Below are 25,699 nucleotides of genomic sequence, written 5' to 3'. Positions count from 1 at the left end.
AAGGCAAATAATCTTTATGAGGTGAGTACAAATGAAACGTATTGGTGTATTAACAAGTGGTGGAGATTCACCTGGTATGAATGCTGCCATTCGTGCAGTTGTTCGTAAAGCAATCTTCCATGATATAGAAGTGTATGGTATTTACCATGGATACGCTGGATTAATTTCTGGTCACATTGAAAAATTAGAACTTGGTTCTGTTGGCGATATTATCCACCGTGGTGGTACGAAATTATATACAGCGAGATGTCCTGAGTTTAAAGACCCAGAAGTACGACTAAAAGGAATTGAGCAATTAAAGAAACTTGGTATTGAAGGACTTGTTGTTATTGGTGGAGACGGTTCTTATCAAGGTGCTAAAAAATTAACAGAGCAAGGATTCCCGTGTGTTGGTGTACCAGGTACAATTGATAATGATATTCCTGGAACAGATTTCACAATCGGTTTCGATACAGCGTTAAACACTGTTATTGATGCAATCGATAAAATTCGTGATACTGCTACATCTCATGAACGTACATATGTTATCGAAGTAATGGGACGACATGCTGGAGATATCGCATTATGGGCTGGTTTAGCTGATGGTGCAGAAACAATCTTAATTCCAGAAGAAGAGCATGATATGGAAGATGTAATTGCTCGTTTAAAACGCGGTAGTGAGCGTGGTAAAAAGCATAGTATCATCGTTGTAGCTGAAGGTGTTGGAAGTGCAATTGACATCGGTAAGCATATCGAAGAAGCAACAAACTTTGATACTCGCGTAACTGTATTAGGTCACGTGCAACGTGGTGGATCACCAAGTGCACAAGACCGTGTATTAGCAAGTCGTCTTGGCGCAAGAGCGGTTGAACTGCTGATTGCGGGTAAAGGTGGACGCTGCGTAGGTATCCAAAACAACCAACTTGTTGATCATGACATTATCGAAGCGTTAGCTCAACAGCATACGATTGATAAAGATATGTATCAATTATCTAAAGAATTATCCATCTAATCGGCTTAATGTCAAATATTTGGGAACGGTTTCATAATTTTCGGAGGTGCAATATGCGTAAAACTAAAATTGTATGTACTATAGGTCCTGCTAGTGAAAGTATTGAAAAATTAGAGCAATTAATCGAGGCTGGTATGAACGTTGCTCGTTTAAACTTCTCTCATGGTAGCCATGAAGAGCACGGAGCACGTATTAAAAACATTCGTGAAGCTTCAAAGAAAACTGGTAAAACAGTTGCAATCTTACTTGATACAAAAGGTCCAGAAATCCGTACACATGACTTCGTAGACGGACAAGCTGAGCTTGTAACAGGTGCAGAAGTTGTTATCTCTACTGAGCAAGTATTAGGAACTGCAGAGAAATTCTCTGTATCTTATGCTGGTCTTTATGAAGATGTAAACCCAGGTTCTCGCATTCTAATCGATGACGGTCTTATCGAACTAGAAGTAATCGAGAAAGCTGGCGGAAACATCCGTACGAAAGTACTAAACAGCGGAACTGTGAAAAATAAAAAAGGTGTTAACGTACCAAACGTAAGCATTAAGCTTCCTGGTATCACTGAAAAAGACGTAAAAGATATCGTTTTCGGTATCGAGCAAAAAGTTGATTTCATCGCAGCATCTTTCGTACGTAAAGCAGCTGATGTATTAGAAATCCGTGAATTATTAGAAGCGCATGGTGCACAATACATTCAAATCGTACCAAAAATTGAAAACCAAGAAGGTATCGATAACATCGATTCTATCTTAGAAGTTTCTGACGGTTTAATGGTAGCTCGTGGTGACATGGGTGTAGAAATTCCACCAGAGGAAGTACCATTAGTACAAAAACGTCTAATCAAAAAATGTAACGTATTAGGTAAACCAGTTATTACTGCAACACAAATGTTAGATTCTATGCAACGTAACCCACGTCCAACTCGTGCGGAAGCAAGTGACGTAGCGAACGCAATCTTCGATGGTACAGATGCAATCATGCTTTCTGGTGAAACTGCAGCGGGACAATACCCAGTAGAAGCAGTAACAATGATGGCAAACATTGCAACACGTGTTGAAAAATCACTACAATACGAAGATATGTTCAAAAAGCGTATTAAAGAGTTCACTCCAACAATTACAGATGCAATTAGTCAATCTGTTGCACACACAGCGCTTGCTCTTGGGGTAGCTGCAATCGTAGCTCCAACAGAAAGTGGATACACTGCGAAAATGATCTCTAAATACCGTCCGAAATCTCCAATCGTAGCTGTAACATCTGACGAGCAAGTGGGCCGTCGTCTTGCGCTTGTTTGGGGTGTACAAGCATTTATGGCTGAGAAACGTGCAGCATCTACTGATGAAATGTTAGATACTGCAATTCAAACAGGTATGGATGCAGGTCTAATTGGACTTGGAGATACTGTTGTAATCACTGCTGGTGTTCCAGTTGCTGAAACTGGTACAACAAACTTAATGCAAATCCATGTTGTTGGTGAAGAAATCGCTAAAGGACAAGGAATCGGTCGTAAAGCTGCAAAAGGTAAAGTAGTTGTAGCGAAAACAGCTGCAGAGGCTGTAGCGAACGTAACAGAAGGAGATATCCTAGTTACAACAAGCACTGATAAAGATATGATTCCTGCAATTGAAAAAGCTGCAGCTCTAGTTGTAGAAGAAGGTGGCTTAACAAGCCATGCAGCTGTTGTAGGTGTATCAATCGGTATTCCGGTTATCGTTGGTGTAAATGGTGTAACAGCAACTTTAAAAAATGGCCAAGAAGTAACAGTTGATGCGGCGCGCGGAATTGTTTATAATGGACATGCGGAAGTGCTATAAGAAGTAATGTGAAGAGAAGGATGGGAGTCCTTCTCTTTTTTTTACACCTAGAATACAAAAGAGTAGTGAAGGTAAGGGGCTTAGCGTTAATGGAGATACTGTTATTCGTGTTTAAGAGGCTCTCAGTGCGGTTTTAATCTGGAGTGGGTCTCTTAGGCTGTAAAAGAATGATGAAGCACTGATTTGTAAGCGTAAGGGCGCATGAAGTGGTAGGTAAAAGTGTTCTCTTCAGGGTTTTACGGACGGTTGATCCCCCGCCGAACTTCTTTAGCTGCTAGAGCTGGATATTACTTTCGTTGAATTTTGAGGTAGGGGTCTTACTGCTCGTTAATGCGGGATAAAGGAGATAGATTGTTTCTAGAGTGGTTTTCCTAAGATGGGAGTATTGTGAGTTATAAATAGTAAGGGGAAGGAGAGTAGGGAAATGAAGTGGATACTGTTTCTTTTTATTTTAATTCCAGCAATTGAAGTGACGGTGCTAATTGGTTCGAGTCACTTGATAGGTATGTGGCCGACATTTGCTATGATTGTATTTACGGGTGTACTTGGTACTTATTTAGCGAAACGACAAGGGCTTATGGTATGGAGAGAAATTAGCTCAAGGTTGAATAGAGGCGAGATGCCGGGTGATGCTGTATTAGATGGTATTTTTGTTTTTATGGGCGGTGTGCTTCTGTTGGTTCCGGGATATGTAACTGATGTGATAGGGTGTATTTTTATATTTCCGGCAACAAGGCAGTTATGTAAGCCTGTGATAATGAAATGGTTAGAATGGAAATTAAGAAAGAATACGACTGTTATCGTGCAAAAATAGCACTTAGAACATAAATTGTTCTAAGTGCTATTTTTTGTCTTTTGATTTTAAAAAAATATGGAGTTAGGAGCTTGTTAATCGTCAATATGGCCAAAAATGAATTTTTATTCATTTGAAGAAAAAGGAAGAAAAGGTAATAATAAAAATACGGAAAATAGAATGAAGATACAAAAAGGGGCTTAAAATCGTAATTTTATGCAAAAAACAAGGGAGTTATCCATTTATTGTAGATAATTCCCTTGTTTTTCTTTTGGAAGAAAATTCAAATGTGAAACTTGGCTGATAGTGAAACTATTATTTTAATGGTGGACCTTTAATGAATTTCCATAAATCATGAAATACACGAGCTTTGTGCAATGTGTTTAATAGTACTAATGTGACAGGACCGATAATTAATCCTAAAAAACCATATAGCTTAAATCCAACGAATAATGCAATAAGTGTTGGGAGTGGATCTAGTCCGATATTGGATGACAATACTTTTGGCTCCATGATTTGTCTTTGAACAATGACGACAATATATAAAATAAGTAGACCAATTGCGAATGCTGTATCCCCTGTGAAGAATACATATATGACCCAAGGGACAAAAACTGCTCCGGTTCCTAAATAAGGAAGCAAGTCTACGATTCCAGTAATGATTGCGATTGTAATTGCATAGGGTACACGCAAAATTAATAGTCCGATTAGTACAATGATGGTTGTCATAGATACGAGTGTGAGCTGCGCTTTTACAAATCCAAATAATGCTTTGCGTAAATCGACAAAAATAGTTTTTCCGTATCCGTGTACGCGATTTGGGAGTAATTGCTTCATTTTGTTAGCGAGTTTATGCCAATCAAAACTAATAAAGAAGGTTGCTAATAAGATAAAGACAAGAACTGTTAAAGTCGTTGGAAGTGCGCTGATGAAGTTTGTTAATCCGCTTATAATGGCGGTTAATAATTCTTTCATCTGCTTTGTCGCTTCTGTTCCTAGATTTTGAATGTTTTGTGTAATTGTATATTGTTGTGATTCACCTAGATGATTAAATTGAGAAATTAAATCATCATATAAAGGCATAATATGATTGAGTGCAAATTGTTGCGCATACTGTACAATTGTTGGGAACTTTTCTGTGACGATTTGCAGTAAGTAAGTTGTGGCAGAAATTGCTTCTGTCACAAGATAGGTAACCAGTCCGACGATGGCGCCGAATACGAGAATTAAGCTGACGAGTACTGCTAAGGCGCGAGGGAATTGTAGTTTTTGATTGAGAAAATTTACAACTGGATTAATTAAATACGCAAAAGCTAATGCGATAATGAAAGGATAAATCAGACCTGAAACATATAAAAGTGCGTAGAACCCAATTATCGTTGCTAAAATGACAAATATAAGTCGCAGCATGATATATAGTGAGTTTCGATTCAAAAGTGCCTACCTCCCATTCCAAATGGTATTTATGCTATAGTGGAATGATGGATTTGTTCTGTTATTTGCGGACATGTTGTCTTGATTCAAGGTGCGAAGTGATCTAGCTTTAATAGCTTGATGGTGATAGTTAATCAACAGTAAAAATATGTTTCATACTACTGGATGAGTGCTTCACGCAAGTTATGTTTTATTTTACCTGTTTCTTATAAGAAAAGAAAGAAGAGTGCTTTTCCTTTTTGGTAATTATAAGCATTTCATTACAGGCTTAAGTTGAACGACGATTTACCTCGCATTAACGGGCAGTAAGATTCCTACCTCAAAGTTCAGAAAGGGTCTTGTCTAGCTCTATCGGCTAGAATCACCAGGCGTTTTCGGGGGTCTAACGTCCAACGATTCTGAGTAAGTTGCTTCTGCTTTTTTTAAGAAGTTAGGTGGGGATTAAAGTTTTACTTTAGTTTGTAAACAGGTTCATTATTTTCAGAAAGGAAGTGTAATCATGATTAGTCAATCAACGTTATTTTTATTCATACTACTTATTATAGGTTTAATTGCTAAAAATCAATCGCTTACTGTGGCAGTTAGTGTGTTGTTTTTGCTAAAGTGGACGTTTTTAGGAGATAAAATGCTTCCATATTTACAAACAAAAGGAATTAATCTTGGTGTAACGGTTATTACGATTGCAGTTCTTGTTCCGATTGCTACGGGTGAAATCGGATTTAAGCAGTTAGGTGAAGCGACTAAATCTTATTATGCATGGATTGCTTTAGCTTCAGGAATAGCGGTCGCTCTTTTGGCAAAAGGGGGAGTACAGTTATTAGCGAGCGATCCTCATATTACAACTGCGCTTGTATTTGGAACGATTATAGCAGTTGCATTGTTTAATGGAGTTGCTGTAGGACCATTAATTGGAGCGGGAATTGCTTATGCTGTGATGAACATTATACAGATGTTTAAATGAGGAATTTTATAGTAATATAAATTTTTTGAATTCTTTCCATTCACAAAAGTCAGATAATTGTTTATAATAGACTTAGAAAACATCTAAAGGCTACATAGCAACGAAGACTTACACCAAATAAAATAAAAACAACATAAAGTAATTTTCTATTGATATTGTTTTATGTTGTTTTTATCCTAAACTCTTCGGAACTAGTTTTCCTCACCATCTGTTTGTTCTAGGCGTGAGGATTCGGGGAGAAAACTCACGCTCATGCTTTGATAAAGCGATAGAACAACAAGATGGGAACACCACAACAAATTTGCATGATCGTGCATTTTGCTTGCCTAAAGAGTGAACGGGCGTTCATAATCTAGAAGGGAAGCAAACAGATACAAGGGAGCAAGGTTGGGAGAATTTTCAGGAAAAGGAGAGAGTGTAATGACTGTTATTCGAGGATTAGAAGGGGTAGTGGCAACAACATCATCTGTGAGCTCTATTATTGATGATACATTAACGTATGTTGGTTATAACATTGATGATTTAGCAGAAAATGCTACGTTTGAAGAAGTGGTATATTTATTATGGCACCGCAAGCTTCCTAACGAAGAGGAATTAAATGAGTTAAAAGAAAGTCTATCTGAACATTCCAAAGTTCCAAGTGAAATTTTAACATATTTAAAACAAGTAGATTTAAAGATTGCACATCCGATGTCTGTTTTACGAACAGCAATTTCCATGTTATCATTATATGATGAGAGCGCTGAATTAATGGACGAAAAGTCCAATTATTTGAAAGCGGTTAAATTACAAGCGCAAGTAGGCACTCTTGTTGCAGCGTATGCAAGAATTCGTAAAGGGTTAGAAGTTGTTGAGCCACGAAAAGATTTATCATTAGCTGCAAACTTTGTCTATATGTTAAATGACCGCGAACCAAATGAAGTGGAAATTGAAGCTTTTGATAAAGCGCTTGTACTTCATGCGGATCATGAGTTAAACGCTTCTACATTTACAGCTCGCGTTTGTGTTGCGACACTTTCAGATGTGTATTCTGGTATTACAGCAGCAATTGGTGCGTTAAAAGGTCCTCTGCACGGTGGGGCAAATGAAAATGTAATGAAGATGTTAAAAGAAATTGGTGAAGAAGAAAATGTAGAATCCTATGTTCATAATGCACTTCAAAATAAAGTGAAGATTATGGGATTTGGTCATCGCGTATATGAGCACGGTGATCCTCGTGCAAAACATTTGCGTGAAATGTCTAAGAAATTATGCGTGCTTTTAGGGGAAGAGAAATGGTATAATATGTCTATCAAAATTGAAGACATTGTTACAAAAGAAAAAGGTCTTCCACCAAATGTCGATTTCTACTCTGCTTCTGTTTACCATTGTTTAGGAATTGATCATGATTTATTTACACCAATCTTTGCAATTAGCCGTATGTCAGGATGGTTAGCTCATATTCTAGAACAATATGAAAATAACCGTTTAATCCGTCCGCGTGCTGATTACAATGGGCCAACACATCAACGTTATGTACCATTGGCACAACGATAAGCTAAAAACACTATTTGGATAGTGTAAATACGCTTTCAAAATTCAGATTTTTTAGTGAAGATGTAATGATTGGAATATTTTAATTTGACTAACGGTTTGAACTGAGGGTTCTATTCCCTCAGTTTCACACATATGAAATTTCAAACATGGGGGTTATCACAGTGACGACAGGAGAAAAAATTACTGTAACGAATGGTGTTATGAATGTACCAAACAATCCTATTATTCCTTTTATTGAAGGCGATGGAATTGGGCCGGATATTTGGGCAGCAGCATCTCGTGTATTAGAAGCAGCTGTTGAAAAAGCTTATGATGGTGAGAAGAAAATTGTTTGGAAAGAAGTGCTTGCAGGGGAAAAAGCATTCAACCAAACTGGTGAATGGTTACCAGAAGAGACGTTAAATATGATTCGCGAATATTTAATCGCAATTAAAGGGCCGCTTACAACTCCTGTTGGTGGTGGTATTCGTTCTCTAAACGTAGCACTTCGTCAAGAATTAGATCTATACGTATGTTTACGTCCAGTGCGTTATTTTGAAGGTGTTCCTTCACCTGTAAAACGTCCGGAAGATACTGATATGGTAATTTTCCGTGAAAATACAGAAGATATTTATGCTGGTATTGAATATGCACAAGGATCTCCAGAAGCACAGAAAGTACTTGAATTCTTAAAAGAAACAATGGGTGTAAACAAAATTCGCTTCCCAGAAACATCAGGAATTGGTATTAAACCGATTTCAGAAGAAGGGACAAAGCGTCTTGTTCGTGCTGCAATTCAATATGCAATTAATGAAAAACGTTCTTCTGTTACATTAGTTCATAAAGGAAATATTATGAAATTTACAGAAGGAGCTTTCAAAAACTGGGGTTATGAAGTTGCAGAGCAAGAATTCGGCGATAAAGTATTTACTTGGGCTGAATATGACCGCATTGTTGAGAAAGATGGTAAAGATGCAGCAAATAAAGCGATGGCAGAGGCTGAAGCAGCTGGTAAAATCATTGTGAAAGATTCTATTGCTGATATCTTCTTACAACAAATTTTAACACGTCCACGTGAGTTCGATGTTGTTGCAACAATGAACTTAAATGGAGATTATATTTCTGATGCGCTTGCAGCACAAGTAGGTGGCATTGGTATTGCACCTGGTGCAAACATTAACTACGTTACGGGACATGCTATTTTTGAAGCGACACATGGTACAGCTCCAAAATATGCAGGTTTAGATAAAGTAAATCCATCTTCTGTTCTTCTTTCAGGAGTATTATTATTAGAACATTTAGGATGGAATGAAGCGGCGAAATTAGTAACTGCTTCAGTAGAAAAAACAATTGCTTCAAAAGTGGTAACATATGACTTCGCACGTCTTATGGATGGTGCAACTGAAGTGAAATGTTCTGAATTTGCTGATGCTCTTATTAACAATATGGACTTAGCGGTAATCAAAAACGCATAATCCAGAGTGGGGGAGAAAGTATGACAATCAAACGCAAAAAAGTTTCAGTCATCGGTGCAGGATTTACAGGAGCAACAACAGCGTTCTTATTAGCTCAAAAAGAGCTTGCAGATGTTGTATTAGTGGACATTCCACAACTGGAGAATCCAACAAAAGGAAAAGCGTTAGATATGTTAGAAGCAAGCCCTGTACAAGGTTTTGATGCTAACATTATCGGTACGTCTGATTACGCAGATACTGCTGATTCCGACGTTGTTGTTATTACAGCAGGGATTGCACGTAAACCAGGAATGAGCCGTGATGATTTAGTAGCAACCAACTCTAAAATTATGAAAAGTATTACGCAAGATATTGCAAAACATTCGCCAAACGCAATTATTGTTGTGTTAACAAATCCAGTTGACGCAATGACATATTCTGTATTTAAAGAAGCTGGATTCCCGAAAGAGCGTGTTATCGGTCAATCTGGTGTATTAGATACAGCTCGTTTCCGTACATTTATCGCACAAGAATTGAATCTTTCGGTAAAAGACATTACAGGATTCGTTCTTGGTGGTCATGGTGATGATATGGTACCTCTTGTACGATACTCTTATGCAGGTGGTATTCCATTAGAAACATTAATTCCGAAAGAGCGCTTAGAAGCAATCGTAGAACGTACGCGTAAAGGCGGCGGCGAAATTGTAGGCTTACTTGGAAATGGTAGTGCATACTATGCGCCAGCAGCTTCTTTAGTTGAAATGACTGAAGCGATTTTAAAAGATCAGCGTCGTGTATTGCCAGCTATCGCATACCTTGAAGGTGAGTATGGTTATAGTGACCTTTACTTAGGTGTACCAGTAATTCTAGGTGGTAACGGAATTGAAAAAATTATTGAATTAGAACTTCGTGAAGAGGAAAAAGAAGCGCTAGATCGTTCAGTAGAATCTGTGCGTAACGTTATGAAAGTTCTTGCTTAATAAAAATATAAGTAGAAAAAGATTCGGAATCCCGAATCTTTTTCTACTATTAAATGGATTATTTTATTAGAATAACTTGAAAACGCTGTCATTTTTATATCCTACTATGAAACGTAGATTGATAATATACATCGCCCTCATTACAGCAGTATTTCGGATAATATATTGATTTTGGTAGGATAATAAAAATAAAACTTGGAGGGGGTTTGTAACATGTTAAAGAAGAAAATTCAAATTGGTCGTCGAATGGATGAGATTACAGTAGGGGAAAAGTTATCTATCACTGAAAAAATTGAGGATAAAGATCTATTATTGTATTTAGGGTTAACAAATGATTCCAATCCATTATATATCCAGCATGATTACGCATCCCAAACTCCGTATGAAAAACCAATTGTACCAAGTATTATGCTAACAGGTATGGTTACAACAGCGGTAACGAAATACTTACCAGGTCCAGGCAGTCACGTTGTTAGGAAGGATCTTACTTTTGTGAAGCCTGTACACCATTATGAAACTTTGCAAATTCATTTTGAAGTTGTAGGTGTTTCAGAGAAAGATCATACGATTGATATGCGTGTGTTCGCTTATAATGAGGCCGAAGAAGTCGTTGTAAAAGGTGTATTAACAGTTGCGCCACCTTATAAATCAGCTTCTAGTTTAGAAAAAGCGTTAGATAATTTTTAAGAAAAACAGGCGGGGAATCGCCTGTTTTTTCTATGTTATCCTGCATTAGCGGGATAAAGTGAAACTTTAATCAGTAGGGATTTTCTTCATCCCCCACTGATTATCAGCCCACACCAATCGGGNNCCTCGTTTCTCTCTGAATCTTGAGGTGGGGGTCTTACTGCCCGCAAATAGCGGGATAACAGTTTCACGGTATGTATTAGGCGCGTGGCCAAAGAATAATAAAAACACCAATAAGGCAAATAGCTGCACCAGCAAAGTCAAAAATATCAGGTGTTTTCTTATCTACCATCCATCCCCAGAGTAAACTCATCACAATAAATACGCCGCCGTAAGCTGCATATACCCGACCGAAGCTAGAAAATACTTGGAATGTGGCAATTACACCATATAAACATAAAATAATGCCTCCGATTAGACCGAACCAGATGGAACCCCCTTCTCGTATCCACTTCCAGATGAGATATCCACCGCCAATTTCAGCTAGACCGGCAAGAATGAAAATAATAGCTGCTTTAAACATGAATAGATCATCGCTTTCTATTAGATATATTTTCTGTATAACTATATCATAATCAAGCTTAGTGGATGGACAATTCTATTGAGAGGGGCATTGTTTTCTAGTATGATGGGAATAGTGGGGAAATACTAGGATGAAGAAGGTTTCAAGTCTATAACTTGGAGGAAGAGAATGAGCAATCGAATTTTAGTTGTTGATGATGAGGAGTTTATTTTAACTTTAATTGAATTTAACTTACAGCAAGCAGGATTTGAAGTTATAACAGCGATGGATGGTGAAGTGGCACTTCAAAAGGCGGTAACGGAACGTCCAGATCTGATTATATTAGATTTAATGCTTCCTAAGATGGATGGTATGGAAGTGTGTAAAGAATTGCGTTTGCAAAGAGTTATGACACCGATTCTAATGCTCACGGCGAAAGATGACGAGTTTGATAAAGTGTTAGGACTTGAGCTTGGGGCTGATGATTATATGACAAAGCCATTTAGCCCAAGGGAAGTTGTTGCACGCGTAAAGGCGATTTTACGCCGTACGAAATTGCAAGATGAACAAGTTCCAGAAGTACAGGACGAAAATAGTATTCATATCGTTGATCTGAAAATTTTACCTGAGTTTTATGAGGCGTATTTCCAAGAGGAAAAGTTAGAGTTGACGCCAAAAGAATTTGAATTACTTGTATATTTAGCGAGAAATAAGGGACGTGTGTTAACACGTGATCAGTTATTAAGTGCAGTATGGAACTATGATTTTGCCGGTGATACAAGAATCGTCGATGTTCATATTAGCCATTTGCGAGATAAAATTGAAAAGAACACAAAAAAACCAACATATATTAAAACCATTCGTGGATTAGGGTATAAATTAGAGGAGCCAAAGGGGAATGAATAAATTTCGCTCAAGGCTTCTCTTTACATTTGTTTCTCTCATTGTACTTATTTTAGTTGGACTAGGAGTACTTTTAGAAACGCTGTTTGAGAATTATTATATTGATCATGCGAAAGAGAGAACGATAAAAGAAGCGCGATATGTTGCTTCATTAGTAGAGACAGAAGGTATTGATCATGTTTTAAAAGCGCCACATATATTTGAGCAACTAGAAGAACAAGTTCCTGTTTCGATTGTATTTACTGATGAAGAGAAGAAGGTTAAATATAGTAAAGATAAGCAAACTGTATTCAATCAGGCGACAATTGATGAGCTTTCTTCTGAAACAGAAAAACAAAAAAATAGAGTGATTACGAAAGACACCAATGATAAGAACGTATTTCACCATGCGATATTTGTTCAAGACGCAGATGGTAAGCAAGGATATATTCTTATAAAAAGCATGATAGCTCCTCTGAAAGACGTGCACCAAAAAACGTGGGGGTTATTAATTATAGGATTTGTTATTGCTTGTCTTGTCGTTGTCTTTCTTGGTGTGAAAATTACAGGCCAATATATTCGTCCGATAGAATCAGTTACAAAAGTAGCGATTGAATTAGCGAAGGGTAACTATAAGGCGCGTGCATATGAAAATCATTCAGATGAAACAGGAATGTTAAGTAAGGCCATCAATATTTTAGCGCGTAATTTACAAGAAATGACGTTAGAGCAAGAAATGCAACAAGACCGCTTACATACGCTGATTGAAAATATGGGGAGCGGTATGATTTTAATTGATAGCCGTGGCTATATAAGTCTTGTAAACCGTTCGTATAAAGAAATCTTTCATGTAACAGATGAAGAGTACTTAGATCGTTTATATTATGAAGCATTTCTCCATGCGGAAATCATTGAACTTGTGGAAGAAATTTTTATGACAGAAGTGAAAGTCCGGAAACAAATGTTGCTGTCACTTGGAATTGAAAGAAAGCACTTTGAAGTATATGGTGCGCCAATTATTGGGACGAATCATGAGTGGAAAGGGATTGTTCTTGTATTCCACGATATAACTGAACTAAAGAAATTAGAGCAAATGCGAAAAGACTTTTTAGCGAACGTTTCACATGAACTCAAAACGCCAATCACTTCTATTAAAGGATTTTCTGAAACATTGCTTGATGGTGCAATGGAAAATCAACAGTTTTGTGAACACTTCCTGCATATTATTTTAAAGGAAAGTGAACGCATGCAAGGATTAATCGAAGACTTATTGGACTTATCCAAGATTGAACAACAAGGTTTTAAATTAAACATGGGCACTGTTGATATGAAAGAATTGCTCGGAGAAATCAAGATGGTATTAGAGAATAAATCACAAGAGAAAGAGATTTCCTTGCAAGTGGATGTATTGAGACATGTATCTGTAATAGGAGATCCGAGCAGATTAAAGCAAATCTTTATCAATTTAGTTAATAATGCAATTGTATATACACCAGCTGGTGGAACGGTTTCTGTAGCGTTGTTAGAGGATGAACATAATGCTTATATAAAAGTATCTGATACAGGAATTGGGATTAGTACCGAAGAAATTCCGCGTATTTTTGAACGCTTTTATCGCGTAGATAAAGCGAGAAGTCGAAATACGGGCGGTACAGGCCTAGGGTTATCGATTGTAAAACATTTAGTAGAAGCGCATCACGGAACGATTACTGTGGATAGTACAGTAGGGGAAGGTACGACATTTACAGTTGCTTTACCAAAAGCGGATTTGGAGAAGTAATGATAATGCGAAGCTTTTATCCCGCACTAACGGGCAGTAATACTCCCTCCTAAAAAGAAAAGGTTTATGTCGGTTTTTTAATTTGGGTTGCCTTGGACGGAATATATTTACATTATATTAACAATAGCTTCATTAAATATTAATAAAGTCCTGTTAATATAATACATGAAAACCCCTTCATCCAAGGAGTAGTTTTGGACGAGAATAGTGCTCTATTCTCGTCACTTCCCTTTTTGTAAAGACGTAATATCTCTTGTGCCTTATGTTAAATTGTTGGAAAATTTGACATAAGGACATTGTGACAGCATCTTCATTTGTAATGCCTAAATATATGTCATAAGAAGAACCGTTATTTTTCTTCTCTCTCGTAGTCGTGTTAATATAGAGAGAAGGAAAAGGCGGTTTTTTCTATATAAAAACCGTTTTAAATTTGTATGGGGAGGTTTCTGATTTGGAAAAAAAGGTTGTATTAGTCGATGGGAATAATATCGCGTATCGTGCCTTCTTTGCACTGCCGCTTTTAAATAACGACAAAGGTATACATACGAATGCAATTTATGGTTTTACGATGATGTTAATGAGAATATTAGAAGAAGAAAAACCAACGCATATGCTTGTTGCGTTTGACGCGGGTAAAACAACATTTCGTCACAAAACATTCAGTGAATATAAAGGAGGTCGTCAAAAAACGCCACCTGAATTGTCCGAGCAATTCCCATTTATTCGTGAACTGTTAGATGCATTTCATGTACCACGCTATGAGTTAGAGAATTATGAAGCGGATGACATTATGGGGACACTTGCAAAAGAAGCGAGCGAACAAGGTGCTTATGTAAAAGTTATTTCTGGAGATAAAGATTTACTGCAACTTGTTTCTGATAACACACTTGTTTGTATTCCGCGTAAAGGGATTACAGAAGTAGATGAATATACGACAGAAGCTCTATTTGAAAAATATAGTTTATCGCCAAAACAAATTATTGATATGAAAGGTTTAATGGGAGACCAATCAGATAATATCCCGGGTGTACCAGGAGTTGGTGAGAAAACTGCGATTAAATTGTTAACGCAATTTGAAACAGTAGAAGCAGTATACGAAAACTTAGATCAGGTAAGTGGAAAGAAATTAAAAGAGAAGTTAGAAGCAAATAAAGAGCAGGCGCTCATGAGCAAAGAGCTTGCAACAATTATTACAGATGCACCGATTACGGTACATGTGGATGATATCGAATATAAAGGCTATGAAGCAAGTGATGTTATTCCGATGTTCGAGAATTTAGGGTTTACTTCTCTATTAAACAAGCTTGGTGCTACTCCAGAGGAAACAGTGCCAGCTGAATTAGATGAGATTTCATTTGATATTGTGGAAGAAGTAACTGATGAAATGCTTCAGCAAGATAGTGCGATTATTGTGGAAGTACAAGAAGATAACTATCATAAAGCAGATATTCAAGGTTTTGGTATTCAAAATGAAAATGGTTGCTATTTTATTCCGAGCGATGTTGCACTTGGATCTGAAGATTTTACGAAGTGGCTTGCAGATGAGGAAATGAGAAAGTATACGTTTGATGCAAAGCGTGCCATTGTTGCGCTTAAGTGGAAAGGTGTAGAAATCAAAGGGATTGATTTTGATTTACTCATTGCCGCTTATTTACTTGATCCAGCTGATACAGATAAAGATTTCCGTGCGGTAGCAAAAATGAAAGAAACGCATGCTGTTAAATCTGATGAGGAAGTATACGGAAAAGGTGCGAAACGTGCAGTTCCAGAACAAGGTGTAGTTGCGGAGCACGTAGCTCGAAAAGTACATGTGCTTTTTGATGTGCAAAAAACATTCGTAGAAGAACTAGAAAAAAACGAACAATATGAACTATTTACTGAACTTGAAATGCCATTGGCTCGCGTGTTAGCTGAGATGGAAGTAAAAGGTGTGAAAGTTGATACAGAACGCTTGCGCAATATGGGAGATGAACTTGCTGGAAGACTGAAAGAAATGGAACAAAAGATTTATGAACTTGCTGGGACAGAGTTTAACATTAACTCACCGAAGCAACTTGGTGTAGTTTTATTTGAGAATTTAAACTTACCTGTTATTAAAAAGACGAAAACAGGGTATTCTACATCAGCTGATGTACTGGACAAGTTAATGAATCACCATGAAATTATCCCTAATATTTTACATTATCGTCAATTAGGGAAGCTAAATTCGACATATATTGAAGGATTGTTAAAAGTCGTTCATGAAGATTCATCTAAAATTCATACGCGTTTTAATCAAGTGTTGACACAAACAGGACGATTAAGTTCTACAGATCCTAACTTACAAAATATCCCGATTCGTTTAGAAGAAGGAAGGAAAATTCGTCAGGCATTCATTCCGTCAACAGAAGGATGGGTTATGTATGCTGCCGATTATTCACAAATCGAGCTGCGTGTATTGGCTCACATTGCCAAAGATAAAGGACTCGTTGAAGCGTTCCAACATGATATGGACATTCATACAAAAACGGCAATGGATGTATTTGGCGTTGGGGAAGATGAAGTAACATCGAATATGAGACGTCAAGCAAAAGCAGTTAATTTTGGAATCGTGTACGGTATTAGTGATTATGGACTTTCACAAAACCTAGGAATTACACGAAAAGCAGCAGGGGAATTTATTGAAAAGTATTTTGCAAGTTTCCCTGGTGTAAAAGAATATATGGATGAGATTGTACAAGAAGCGAAACAAAAAGGATATGTTTCTACATTGTTAAATCGTCGTCGTTACATTCCGGAAATTACGAGTCGTAACTTTAATTTGCGCAGTTTTGCAGAACGTACTGCGATGAATACACCAATTCAAGGTAGCGCGGCAGATATTATTAAAAAAGCAATGATTATTATGGCAAATCGCTTAGAAGAAGAAGGATTGCAAGCGCGACTTCTCCTACAAGTACACGATGAATTGATTTTTGAAGTGCCAAAAGAAGAAGTAGAAAAATTAGAGAAGCTTGTGCCTGAAGTAATGGAACATGCGATTGAACTTGCTGTTCCGTTAAAAGTGGATTATTCTTCTGGTCCAACTTGGTATGACGCAAAATAAGGAAGTGATTGAATGCCTGAATTACCAGAGGTTGAAAATGTTAGAAGGACACTTGAAAACCTTGTAACAGGAAAGATAATTAAAGATGTAATTGTAACCTATCCGAAATTAGTAAAGCGACCAGATGATGCTGAACTCTTTAAAGAAATGTTACGTGGTGAAACGATTGAAAGAATTGAGCGAAGAGGGAAATTTTTACTTCTATATGTAACAAAGTATGTTATTGTTTCACATTTGCGTATGGAAGGGAAATATTTGCTTCATGAAGGTGATGAGGCAATTGATAAACATACGCATGTGCGTTTTCAATTCACAGACGGTACAGAATTACACTATAAAGATGTAAGGAAGTTTGGCACGATGCACCTCTTTAAAAAAGGTGAAGAATTTGAAGAAATGCCGCTTGCAGATTTAGGGCCAGAGCCATTTGATGCTGAACTGACACCGGCGTATTTACAAGACAAGCTTCAAAAAACAAATCGGAAAATAAAAGTTGTATTGTTAGATCAACGTCTTTTAGTTGGGCTTGGAAATATATATGTAGATGAAGTTTTATTCCGTTCTGGGATTCACCCGGAACGTGAAGCTTCGTCTTTAACAAAAGCTGAAATAGAAAAGATTCATGCGGCAACTGTGGAAACATTAGGAGAAGCAGTTAAGCGTGGGGGAAGTACAATTAGAACATATATCAATTCACAGGGACAAATCGGCTCGTTTCAGGAGCTGTTAAATGTTTACGGAAGAAAAGGTGAGCCGTGCGTAACTTGTGGGAATGTGATTGAAAAGACAGTTGTTGGTGGAAGAGGGACGCACTATTGTCCGATATGCCAGCTAAAAAGCTAAGAAAGAGTTTTTTTCTAATAACATCGGATAGGCATTTGTCATATACATACAGCAAAGCTATGTATAGGGAAGGAGCTTACCGATGTATCACTATTTTTCTCTTATTTTATTAGCTTTTACATTAAGTTTAGATAGCTGTAGTGTAGGGCTTACTTATGGATTGCGGAGCGTAAGGATTCCGTTAAAATCGATACTCATCATTGGGATGTGTTCAGCTGCTGTTATGCTTGTTTCGATGGGGCTTGGACATATGATTGCTAAAGTGTTTTCTCCGGTGGTTGCAACGCGCATTGGCGGAGTCGTTTTAGTAGCCATTGGAGCGTGGGTATTGTATCAGTTTTTTCGGAGTGATAAAAAAGACGAATCGCAGCAAGAAGAGAAAGTTTGGAAATTAGAAATTGCTTCGCTTGGATTAGTTATTCAAATTTTACGAAAACCGACTGTTGCCGACTTTGATAAGTCAGGCACGATTTCTGGTGGAGAAGCCTTACTTTTAGGTATCGCTCTCTCGGTAGATTCATTTGGAGCGGGGATTGGTGCATCCTTACTCGGATATACACCTGCTATGATGGCGGTTTTAGTAGCTGTTATGAGCTCTTTGTTTTTATTTATCGGAATGAGGCTAGGGGCGGTTTTGTCGAATATGCGATGGTTACAAAAATTTACGTTCCTACCTGGAATTTTACTCATTATTATAGGGATTTGGAAAATGTAAACGGGAGCGTGGAACATAAGTTTCACGCTTCTATTTTTGAGGAGGTAGCATAATGACAGTTGTTATTGGGTTAACAGGAGGTATTGCAAGCGGGAAAAGTACAGTTTCACAAATGTTTCGTGAGCTAAGCATTCCTGTAATTGATGCGGATATTATTGCGAGAGAAGTTGTAGAACAAGGTAAAGAAGCATATAAAGAAATTGTAGAGGTATTCGGTAAAGATGTGTTACAAGTAAATGGAGAACTGGATCGTCCGAAGCTTGGGAGTATTGTATTTCATAATGAAGAAAAACGATTGCAGTTAAACAAAATCGTCCATCCCGCTGTTCGGAAAGAAATGAATGCTCAGAAGGATATGTACATAAAAGAAGGCGTGCAAGCGATTGTGTTAGATATTCCACTTCTATTTGAAAGTAAGTTAACAGCACTTGTTGATCGAATTTTAGTTGTAGCTGTATCACCTCGTACGCAATTAGAACGCTTAATGAAGCGAAATGGTTTTACAGAAGAGGATGCGAAAGCACGTATTGATTCGCAAATGTCTTTAGCGGAAAAAGTAACATTAGCTAATAAAGTGATTCATAATGATGGCACAATCGCTGAAACAAAAGCACAATTGCAGCTCATTTTAAAAGAGTGGAACATTATTAACTAAAAAACTGTGAAATTAGTGAAAATGTTTAGTGACATATCTTCTTTTTGTGTTATACTATTATTGGGATTAGAGATAAATAGTATAACGCATTCAAGGGGGATAACATATTATGACTCGTGTGGCAATTAATGGATTTGGACGTATTGGGAGAATGGTATTTCGTCAAGCGATAAAAGAAAGCGCATTCGAAATTGTAGCGATTAACGCAAGCTATCCACCAGAAACATTAGCACATTTAATCAAGTATGATACAGTTCATGGCAAGTTTGACGGAACAGTGGAAGCATTTGAAGATCATTTACTAGTGGATGGGAAAATGATTCGCCTTCTAAACAACCGCGATCCAAAAGAATTGCCTTGGAAAGAACTAGGTGTTGAAATTGTAATTGAAGCAACTGGTAAATTTAATGCGAAGGAAAAAGCGATTCTTCATGTAGAAGCTGGGGCGAAGAAGGTTATTTTGACGGCGCCTGGTAAAAATGAAGACGTAACAATTGTAGTTGGTGTAAACGAAGAACAATTAGATATTACACAACATACTGTGATTTCAAATGCATCTTGTACAACAAACTGTTTAGCGCCTGTTGTTAAGGTGTTAGATGAGCAGTTTGGAATTGAAAACGGTTTAATGACAACTGTTCACGCTTATACAAATGACCAAAAAAATATTGATAACCCACATAAAGATTTACGAAGAGCACGTGCTTGTGGGCAGTCTATTATTCCTACAACAACAGGTGCTGCAAAAGCCCTAGCGAAAGTTCTTCCACATTTAAATGGAAAACTTCATGGAATGGCACTTCGTGTTCCAACGCCAAACGTGTCTCTTGTTGACTTAGTAGTAGATGTAAAACGTGATGTAACGGTTGAGGAAATTAATGAAGCGTTTAAAACTGTTGCAAACGGTCCGCTGAAAGGGATTATTGAGTTCAGTGAGGAACCTTTAGTATCGATTGACTTTAATACAAATACACACTCAGCTATCATTGATAGTTTATCTACAATGGTAATGGGCGAACGTAAAGTGAAAGTACTTGCTTGGTATGATAATGAGTGGGGTTACTCTCGCCGCGTTGTAGATCTTGTGAATTTAGTTGCTGCTGAATTAACAAAACAAGAAAATGTACAACACATTTAATGATACAAGGAAGGCAAGCGATTGCTTGTCTTCTTTTTTATGTTTTTTTTCTGAAAAGGAAAAAAATTATACAAGTATATTTTCACGGATGGTACATAGGAGAAACCATTGTGATTACTGGATTTGTGAATCAATTATTTTTCTTGGGGAAAAGTAAAGAAGGAAATATGACAAAAAATCGAAAAAACTGTTGTTGCAAAATGAAAATAAACAAAGTATACTAACACTCGTAAACTTAAGAGCTGAGGTACGTAGTTACTACTTAAAGGGTTAGGACCTCTCTGGACTAACTTTCCCCCGTGGTAGTAGAGCAAGCCAAATTGCAAATTAGTTTTCAATTCGAACAGTTAGATTAAATTTTTATGAGGGGGAACTGTAGAATGGATACTATGGACACGATGGGTCGTCACGTAATCGCTGAACTTTGGGATTGCGATTTCGACAAGCTTAATGATATGCCGTTTATTGAACAATTATTTGTGGATGCAGCACTAAGAGCTGGTGCTGAAGTACGTGAGGTTGCTTTTCATAAATTTGCGCCACAGGGTGTAAGTGGAGTTGTAATCATTTCGGAATCACATTTAACAATTCATAGCTTCCCGGAGCACGGCTATGCAAGTATTGATGTTTATACTTGTGGGGATCGTATTGATCCAAATGTTGCTGCAGAATATATTGCAGAAGGTTTAAATGCGAAAACGCGAGAGAGCATCGAGCTTCCTCGAGGCACGGGTAGCTTCGAAATTAAGCATAGAGAAACAAAAGCTCTTTAAAAAAGAACATAATTGATTTAAAATGTAAAGAGGTGTATAATGCACCTCTTTTTTAGTTTATATAAATTGAAGTAATGATAAGTAGTAAGCGCAGACAAATAGGTTATATAATATTGTATATATATTTTCGCATGTAGGTGAAATGAGAAGAATGAAGATTAAATTGCAAGGGAGTGAATGAGTTGCGTTGTCCAACCTGTTTTCATAATGGTACAAGAGTATTGGATTCACGTCCGGTAGATGAGGGACGCTCCATTCGAAGAAGAAGAGAGTGTGAAAGTTGTTTAAATCGATTTACGACATTTGAACGAGTAGAAGAACCACCTCTTATTGTTGTAAAAAAAGAGGGAACACGAGAAGAGTTTAATAAAGAAAAGATTTTACGTGGGTTAATTAAAGCATGTGAAAAACGACCTGTATCGTTAAAGCAATTAGAAGAAGTAACGCAAAATGTAGAGCGAGAACTTCGTAATTTGGGAATATCAGAAGTGAAAAGCGATATGATCGGTGAAATCGTAATGGAAGCACTTCGAGATATTGACGATGTAGCTTATGTGCGGTTTGCTTCTGTATACCGCCAATTTAAAGATTTAAATGTATTTATTGAAGAATTAAAAGATATACTGCAAAAAGAAAGAGAATAAAATAAATTTTGATTCGCGGTCGTTGTCTCTCTCTTTCATTTCTTTTGGAGATGGTAGAAGAATGGAACCCGCAAATTGCGTAAAAAGAGCTAGAAGCGTCAGCTATTAGCTCTTTTTTACTAATAAGTTATATACGTAGAATGAACAGAAGAAAGGAATTGCAGGGAATGGAAAAACAGTCATGGATGGAGCTATTGCCGATTGATCGTTATAAAGTAAGTGCAAAGGGATTGCTACATAATTACGATCGGAAGGTACTAACGATGTTATATCAACCATTAGTGGGTAGCAAGGCTTTTAGTTTATACATGACGCTGTGGGGAGAGCTAGAGCAGGATCGTGTATTTGGAAAAGAGAATACACATCACTCTCTTATGGTGACGATGCAAATGCAGCTTCCAGAAGTATATGAAGAACGGGTGAAATTAGAAGCAATTGGGCTTTTAAACGTATATATAAAAAAAGAAAAAGATATTCGAATGTTTATATACGAATTGCAGCCACCACTAACTCCAAAACAATTCTTTGATGATATTGTTTTGAGTATTTTCTTGTACAATAGATTGAGTAGGGCGAAATATAATCAAGTTAAACAATATTTCTTAGAAGAAGAGTTCGATTTTACTTCATATGAAAATGTGACACGTTCTTTTAATGATGTATTTGGTTCATTTAATCCAGGTCAATTTGAGCATGCGCAAGAGGAAATTCGTATTCCAAAGACAACAGTTATGCCTGGAAATGAACAAGGCACTGCTCCTAAGGTTTGGAATGATTTCTTTGACTTTTCTTTATTTGTAGAGGGGTTATCGACGCTTGTCCCAAGAAAGGCAATTACGGATCAAGTACGTGAATGTGTTATTACGCTAGCCTACGTGTATGATGTTGATGTATTATCGATGCAAAATATAGTGCTTGGTGCAATGACAGAATTACAAACAATTGATATGGAAAGGCTTCGTAAAGGAGCGCGTGATTGGTACCAATTTGAAAATGGTCAAGCACTTCCGGTGTTAAGTGAACGGGTGCAGCCTCACTCTGCGCGTACGATGAAAGAGAAAGAACCGACTACACAAGAAGAGATGCTTATCAAACAGCTGGAGGAAATTTCACCAAAACAATTGTTAAAAGAAATTTCAGGCGGAGCAGAACCAACAAAAGCAGATTTACAAATTGTAGAAGAAGTAATGTTGAGTCAAAAACTAGCGCCAGGTGTTGTCAATGTACTTATTTATTACGTTATGCTTCGTTCTGACATGAAACTGGCTAAATCATATGTTGAGAAAATTGCAGGGCATTGGGCGCGAAAAAAGGTTGGTACCGTATCAGAAGCGATGGCTTTAGCGAAAGAAGAGAATCGTCAATACCAAGAGTGGGCGGAGACGAAGAAGAAAGGTCGGACAACAAAGAAAACAGTTCGGACAGAGATGGTGCCAGATTGGCTCAAGGAAGAACAGAAAGAAAGTCCGAAAAAAGAACCGAAAAAACAATCACAAAAAGGTGCAATTTCAAAAGAAAATCCGAGCAAGCTAGAAGAAGAACGAAAGAGATTGGAAGAAGAGTTGAAAAAATATAAGCGTGATTAATAGAAGAGAATGAACGCTCTTTGAGGTGAGAGAATGGAGCCTATTCAAAATTCATTTGCAAAGTTGATGCAAAATGAAAATTTTAAAAATAGATATGAAGTATTAAAGGCGGAAGTGATGGCGCATCCGCGTGTGAAAGAGTTTATTGAAGAACATAAAGGTGAAGTAACGACTTCTATGATTGAACGAAGTCTTGTGAAATTGTATGAATATATTGGCCAAAGTGTTGGATGCGCAGATTGTCCGAACCTTGAATCATGTAAAAATATGATTCAAGGATATGAGCCGAAATTGATTATTCAAGGTAAGATGATCGATATTCAATATGATCGTTGCGTAAGAAAAGTGGCTTATGATGAGCGGAAAAAGTATGAAAAATTAGTGCAAAGTGTTTATATGCCAAGTGATATTTTGCAGGCTTCTATGGAAAAGTTAGATCCATCAGATTTAGAGCCTCGCATTGAAGCGATTCGTGCGGCAAATGAGTTTTTAAGTGCATACGAACCTGGGAAGAAAATACAAGGGCTATATTTCTATGGCAAATTTGGCGTAGGAAAAACGTATCTCTTAGGGGCAATTGCAAATGAATTAGCCTTGAAAAAAATAAGTTCAATGATTGTATACTTACCAGAATTCTTGCGAGAAATTAAAAGCTCATTGCAAAATAATACGATTGGTGAAAAGATTGATGCTGTAAAGCGTGTACAAGTATTAATGCTTGATGATATCGGAGCAGAAGCGATGTCCAGTTTCGTGCGTGATGATGTCCTTGGGGCTATACTGCAATTTCGCATGCTCGAAAATTTACCGACGTTCTTTACATCTAACTTTGATTTTAAACAGTTAGAACATCATTTAACGTATACGCAACGCGGAGAAGCGGAAGAAATGAAAGCGGCTCGTATTATGGAGCGTATTAAATATTTAGCAAAACCGGTTGAGATTGGCGGGAAGAATCGTCGTCATATTTAGAATAGGAAAGAAATAAGAGAAAGTTATTGTGAATATATTTTAAATTTGTACATAAAAAAGAGTCTGTTTTCATGTGAAACAGACTCTTTTTTATACTTGATTAAGTAATAACATTTCCATATATATCAATTTTTATTTTCAAGCACTTAAGTCGCAGTTATGAAAGCAAACGAAGAGCTCCACTTGCTCTCTCCCATCTAAAAAGAATGGTTTGATGTTCGTTTTTAAATTCAGGTTTATATAAACTGAAAATTCATACGAGCTTGTATCATTTTTTTCTCCCACCGTTAATATATATGAAATTAACAAGAAATATCGAGTGAAGACTTTAGGCGATAGGGGAGGTATCTCTGCTTAGGATGGGGCTTCACGGTTCGGACTCTTTATGGATGTGTGCCTCAATTCATTTTAAGTTGAGAGGTTAACGTTCCTTTAGAGAGGGATAAAAGGGGGGACAAGAGTGATTGAAATCTGCTTCGAAGAAAAAAATGATGCTATATACGTATATCAACAACTGATAAAGAGAACGGAAAAGCTATATAAAGAAACGAGTGTGTATTTACATGAGCAAAAAGTCACAATTCATATTCCGATATGTGAATCAGGTTATATGGAGGAAGTTTTAACACCCGTACTCCTTTATTTTATTGTTAATATAAAACAAACTGAATGGATTCGTACGATTTTAAAGGAAAAGTTTTTTTATGAAGAACAAGAAGAATGCCATCAAATTTTACATATGGCACAAGCTATTTTAAACGGAAAAAGAAAAGGCCTTACCGAAAGTTTAACGCGTAATCAAGTGGAGGAGCATGTTATGTCTTCTCTAAAAGGTTGGCTTTGTGATCCTCTTTCTTTTTCATTCTCATCCTATATTCGTTTTCGTTTACGCACATATAAAGAAATGGTGCACAAGCTTGCGGAAGAAGCAATTGATGAATATAAAATGGAGCAAGAGTATCAGATGTTTGTAGAAATGCTGCGGCAACAAGTAAGTAGCCGGAAATCACGTTTATCTTGTTTGCATCTTGTGTTTGATGAAAGTTTTATTTTTTATGATGAAAAAGGAATACGTTTAAAACAAGAGAAATTGGTTCAATATATAGATGAGGAATTACTAACTCAACAGGGTGTATATATTGATACAAAGGTAATAGCGCCACTGCTTTCTATTTCGCCGAAAATGATTTATTTGTATACAAAAGAACAAGATCACAATATGATTGTTACCCTTCAAAATGTATTCCAAGAGAGAGTGCAAATATGTGCACCTCATGAATTTGAACACAACGTGAAAAATTTAAAAAATAAAGGGAACGCCCTTGATTTTCTAAGTTTTTGAGCATATAATTACCTACATAAATGAAATATATTGAAATGTCGCGATGAGGACATGAGTAATTTACTACGATTTTCAGAGAGGGAAGCCTTAGGGTGTGAGCTTCCTAGTACGGGTTTATTACTTACCACCTCTAAACTTTAGCAGTGAACGTTTTGT

General features: G+C 37.1%; 22 protein-coding genes and 1 other annotated feature (1 of these 23 cut by a window edge). Of the genes, 20 read left to right on the top strand and 2 right to left on the bottom strand.

Translation table 11 applies throughout. The features are described from left to right. Positions 1-31 precede the first annotated feature (31 nt). The 3 genes from pfkA to CN373_RS10260 all read left to right on the top strand — a co-directional run bounded on the left by pfkA (position 32) and on the right by CN373_RS10260 (position 3,616). A complete protein-coding gene (gene pfkA / locus CN373_RS10270; protein ID WP_098359243.1) occupies positions 32-991 on the top strand; it encodes a 6-phosphofructokinase in 960 nt (319 codons plus the stop codon). 53 nt (positions 992-1,044) lie between these two features. Next, on the top strand, positions 1,045-2,802 hold the full coding sequence (pyk, locus tag CN373_RS10265) for a pyruvate kinase (RefSeq protein ID WP_098359242.1): 1,758 nt from the start codon (positions 1,045-1,047) through the stop codon (positions 2,800-2,802). A 424-nt stretch (positions 2,803-3,226) separates the two neighbouring features. Continuing rightward, positions 3,227-3,616, top strand: coding sequence for an FxsA family protein (locus CN373_RS10260; RefSeq protein ID WP_000871166.1), 390 nt, complete (start codon positions 3,227-3,229; stop codon positions 3,614-3,616). A 294-nt stretch (positions 3,617-3,910) separates the two neighbouring features. On the opposite strand, the gene ytvI is transcribed toward CN373_RS10260, so the two are convergent. Continuing rightward, positions 3,911-5,029, bottom strand: coding sequence for a sporulation integral membrane protein YtvI (gene ytvI / locus CN373_RS10255; RefSeq protein WP_098359241.1), 1,119 nt, complete (start codon positions 5,027-5,029; stop codon positions 3,911-3,913). Between the two features lie 499 nt (positions 5,030-5,528). On the opposite strand from ytvI, the gene CN373_RS10250 reads away from it, so the two are divergent. From CN373_RS10250 to CN373_RS10225, 5 genes are all read left to right on the top strand, one after another. After that, a complete protein-coding gene (locus CN373_RS10250; protein ID WP_000625510.1) occupies positions 5,529-5,990 on the top strand; it encodes a DUF441 domain-containing protein in 462 nt (153 codons plus the stop codon). Between the two features lie 387 nt (positions 5,991-6,377). Next, complete coding sequence (gene citZ, locus CN373_RS10240) at positions 6,378-7,526, top strand: citrate synthase (RefSeq protein WP_000503661.1); 1,149 nt, start codon at positions 6,378-6,380, stop codon at positions 7,524-7,526. A 161-nt stretch (positions 7,527-7,687) separates the two neighbouring features. Beyond that, complete coding sequence (icd, locus tag CN373_RS10235; protein ID WP_000206906.1) at positions 7,688-8,980, top strand: NADP-dependent isocitrate dehydrogenase; 1,293 nt, start codon at positions 7,688-7,690, stop codon at positions 8,978-8,980. 20 nt (positions 8,981-9,000) lie between these two features. Further along, positions 9,001-9,939 carry a malate dehydrogenase gene (mdh, locus tag CN373_RS10230; protein WP_098359240.1) on the top strand — a complete coding sequence of 313 codons (939 nt, stop codon included), beginning with the start codon at positions 9,001-9,003 and terminating at the stop codon, positions 9,937-9,939. A 213-nt stretch (positions 9,940-10,152) separates the two neighbouring features. Next, positions 10,153-10,626, top strand: coding sequence for a MaoC family dehydratase (locus CN373_RS10225; RefSeq protein ID WP_000914140.1), 474 nt, complete (start codon positions 10,153-10,155; stop codon positions 10,624-10,626). A 199-nt stretch (positions 10,627-10,825) separates the two neighbouring features. On the opposite strand, the gene CN373_RS10220 is transcribed toward CN373_RS10225, so the two are convergent. Next, on the bottom strand, positions 10,826-11,149 hold the full coding sequence (locus CN373_RS10220; RefSeq protein WP_000471434.1) for a YnfA family protein: 324 nt from the start codon (positions 11,147-11,149) through the stop codon (positions 10,826-10,828). A gap of 168 nt (positions 11,150-11,317) precedes the next feature. On the opposite strand from CN373_RS10220, the gene CN373_RS10215 reads away from it, so the two are divergent. From CN373_RS10215 to ytxC, 12 genes are all read left to right on the top strand, one after another. Beyond that, positions 11,318-12,034, top strand: coding sequence for a response regulator transcription factor (locus CN373_RS10215; protein ID WP_000071065.1), 717 nt, complete (start codon positions 11,318-11,320; stop codon positions 12,032-12,034). Next, positions 12,027-13,790: a two-component system histidine kinase PnpS gene (pnpS, locus tag CN373_RS10210; protein ID WP_001032145.1), complete on the top strand. Its 1,764-nt coding sequence runs from the start codon at positions 12,027-12,029 to the stop codon at positions 13,788-13,790. Before CN373_RS10215 ends, pnpS begins: the two co-directional genes overlap by 8 nt. Before the next feature lie 451 nt (positions 13,791-14,241). Further along, the gene (polA, locus tag CN373_RS10205) at positions 14,242-16,875 is read left to right on the top strand and encodes a DNA polymerase I (RefSeq protein ID WP_098359239.1); all 2,634 of its coding nucleotides are present in this window, start codon (positions 14,242-14,244) and stop codon (positions 16,873-16,875) included. Positions 16,876-16,887: 12 nt separating this feature from the next. Continuing rightward, entirely contained in the window at positions 16,888-17,718 is an 831-nt protein-coding gene (gene mutM, locus CN373_RS10200) for a DNA-formamidopyrimidine glycosylase (RefSeq protein WP_001114469.1), read from the top strand. 82 nt (positions 17,719-17,800) lie between these two features. Further along, positions 17,801-18,433, top strand: a complete 633-nt coding sequence (ytaF, locus tag CN373_RS10195; protein WP_000274932.1) for a sporulation membrane protein YtaF — start codon at positions 17,801-17,803, stop codon at positions 18,431-18,433. 52 nt (positions 18,434-18,485) lie between these two features. Next, positions 18,486-19,088 carry a dephospho-CoA kinase gene (coaE, locus tag CN373_RS10190; RefSeq protein ID WP_000219306.1) on the top strand — a complete coding sequence of 201 codons (603 nt, stop codon included), beginning with the start codon at positions 18,486-18,488 and terminating at the stop codon, positions 19,086-19,088. A 109-nt stretch (positions 19,089-19,197) separates the two neighbouring features. Then, a complete protein-coding gene (locus CN373_RS10185; protein WP_000198960.1) occupies positions 19,198-20,226 on the top strand; it encodes a glyceraldehyde-3-phosphate dehydrogenase in 1,029 nt (342 codons plus the stop codon). A 389-nt stretch (positions 20,227-20,615) separates the two neighbouring features. Continuing rightward, complete coding sequence (speD, locus tag CN373_RS10175) at positions 20,616-20,999, top strand: adenosylmethionine decarboxylase (RefSeq protein WP_006096185.1); 384 nt, start codon at positions 20,616-20,618, stop codon at positions 20,997-20,999. Between the two features lie 182 nt (positions 21,000-21,181). After that, positions 21,182-21,643, top strand: coding sequence for a transcriptional regulator NrdR (gene nrdR, locus CN373_RS10170; protein ID WP_001203688.1), 462 nt, complete (start codon positions 21,182-21,184; stop codon positions 21,641-21,643). A gap of 167 nt (positions 21,644-21,810) precedes the next feature. After that, positions 21,811-23,229 carry a replication initiation and membrane attachment family protein gene (locus CN373_RS10165; RefSeq protein ID WP_098359238.1) on the top strand — a complete coding sequence of 473 codons (1,419 nt, stop codon included), beginning with the start codon at positions 21,811-21,813 and terminating at the stop codon, positions 23,227-23,229. A 33-nt stretch (positions 23,230-23,262) separates the two neighbouring features. Beyond that, on the top strand, positions 23,263-24,201 hold the full coding sequence (gene dnaI, locus CN373_RS10160) for a primosomal protein DnaI (RefSeq protein WP_000433372.1): 939 nt from the start codon (positions 23,263-23,265) through the stop codon (positions 24,199-24,201). A gap of 460 nt (positions 24,202-24,661) precedes the next feature. Continuing rightward, entirely contained in the window at positions 24,662-25,543 is an 882-nt protein-coding gene (ytxC, locus tag CN373_RS10155) for a putative sporulation protein YtxC (protein WP_000569603.1), read from the top strand. Positions 25,544-25,574: 31 nt separating this feature from the next. Continuing rightward, positions 25,575-25,699: a binding site (T-box leader), on the top strand; it runs 104 nt beyond the window's last position.

The organism is Bacillus cereus, from assembly GCF_002561295.1.
Lineage (GTDB): Bacteria > Bacillota > Bacilli > Bacillales > Bacillaceae_G > Bacillus_A > Bacillus_A cereus_S.
Note: the sequence above shows the minus strand (reverse complement) of the source record. Positions and strands in the feature narration are given on the sequence as shown.

Coding starts and splice junctions, on each gene's coding strand:
- CN373_RS10250 (WP_000625510.1), top strand. CDS start 5,529: ATGATTAGTCAATCAACGTTATTTTTATTCATACTACTTATTATAGGT.
- dnaI (WP_000433372.1), top strand. CDS start 23,263: ATGGAGCCTATTCAAAATTCATTTGCAAAGTTGATGCAAAATGAAAAT.
- CN373_RS10165 (WP_098359238.1), top strand. CDS start 21,811: ATGGAAAAACAGTCATGGATGGAGCTATTGCCGATTGATCGTTATAAA.
- mutM (WP_001114469.1), top strand. CDS start 16,888: ATGCCTGAATTACCAGAGGTTGAAAATGTTAGAAGGACACTTGAAAAC.
- pfkA (WP_098359243.1), top strand. CDS start 32: ATGAAACGTATTGGTGTATTAACAAGTGGTGGAGATTCACCTGGTATG.
- CN373_RS10260 (WP_000871166.1), top strand. CDS start 3,227: ATGAAGTGGATACTGTTTCTTTTTATTTTAATTCCAGCAATTGAAGTG.
- CN373_RS10225 (WP_000914140.1), top strand. CDS start 10,153: ATGTTAAAGAAGAAAATTCAAATTGGTCGTCGAATGGATGAGATTACA.
- coaE (WP_000219306.1), top strand. CDS start 18,486: ATGACAGTTGTTATTGGGTTAACAGGAGGTATTGCAAGCGGGAAAAGT.
- speD (WP_006096185.1), top strand. CDS start 20,616: ATGGACACGATGGGTCGTCACGTAATCGCTGAACTTTGGGATTGCGAT.
- CN373_RS10220 (WP_000471434.1), bottom strand. CDS start 11,149: ATGTTTAAAGCAGCTATTATTTTCATTCTTGCCGGTCTAGCTGAAATT.
- pyk (WP_098359242.1), top strand. CDS start 1,045: ATGCGTAAAACTAAAATTGTATGTACTATAGGTCCTGCTAGTGAAAGT.
- CN373_RS10185 (WP_000198960.1), top strand. CDS start 19,198: ATGACTCGTGTGGCAATTAATGGATTTGGACGTATTGGGAGAATGGTA.
- mdh (WP_098359240.1), top strand. CDS start 9,001: ATGACAATCAAACGCAAAAAAGTTTCAGTCATCGGTGCAGGATTTACA.
- CN373_RS10215 (WP_000071065.1), top strand. CDS start 11,318: ATGAGCAATCGAATTTTAGTTGTTGATGATGAGGAGTTTATTTTAACT.
- pnpS (WP_001032145.1), top strand. CDS start 12,027: ATGAATAAATTTCGCTCAAGGCTTCTCTTTACATTTGTTTCTCTCATT.
- ytaF (WP_000274932.1), top strand. CDS start 17,801: ATGTATCACTATTTTTCTCTTATTTTATTAGCTTTTACATTAAGTTTA.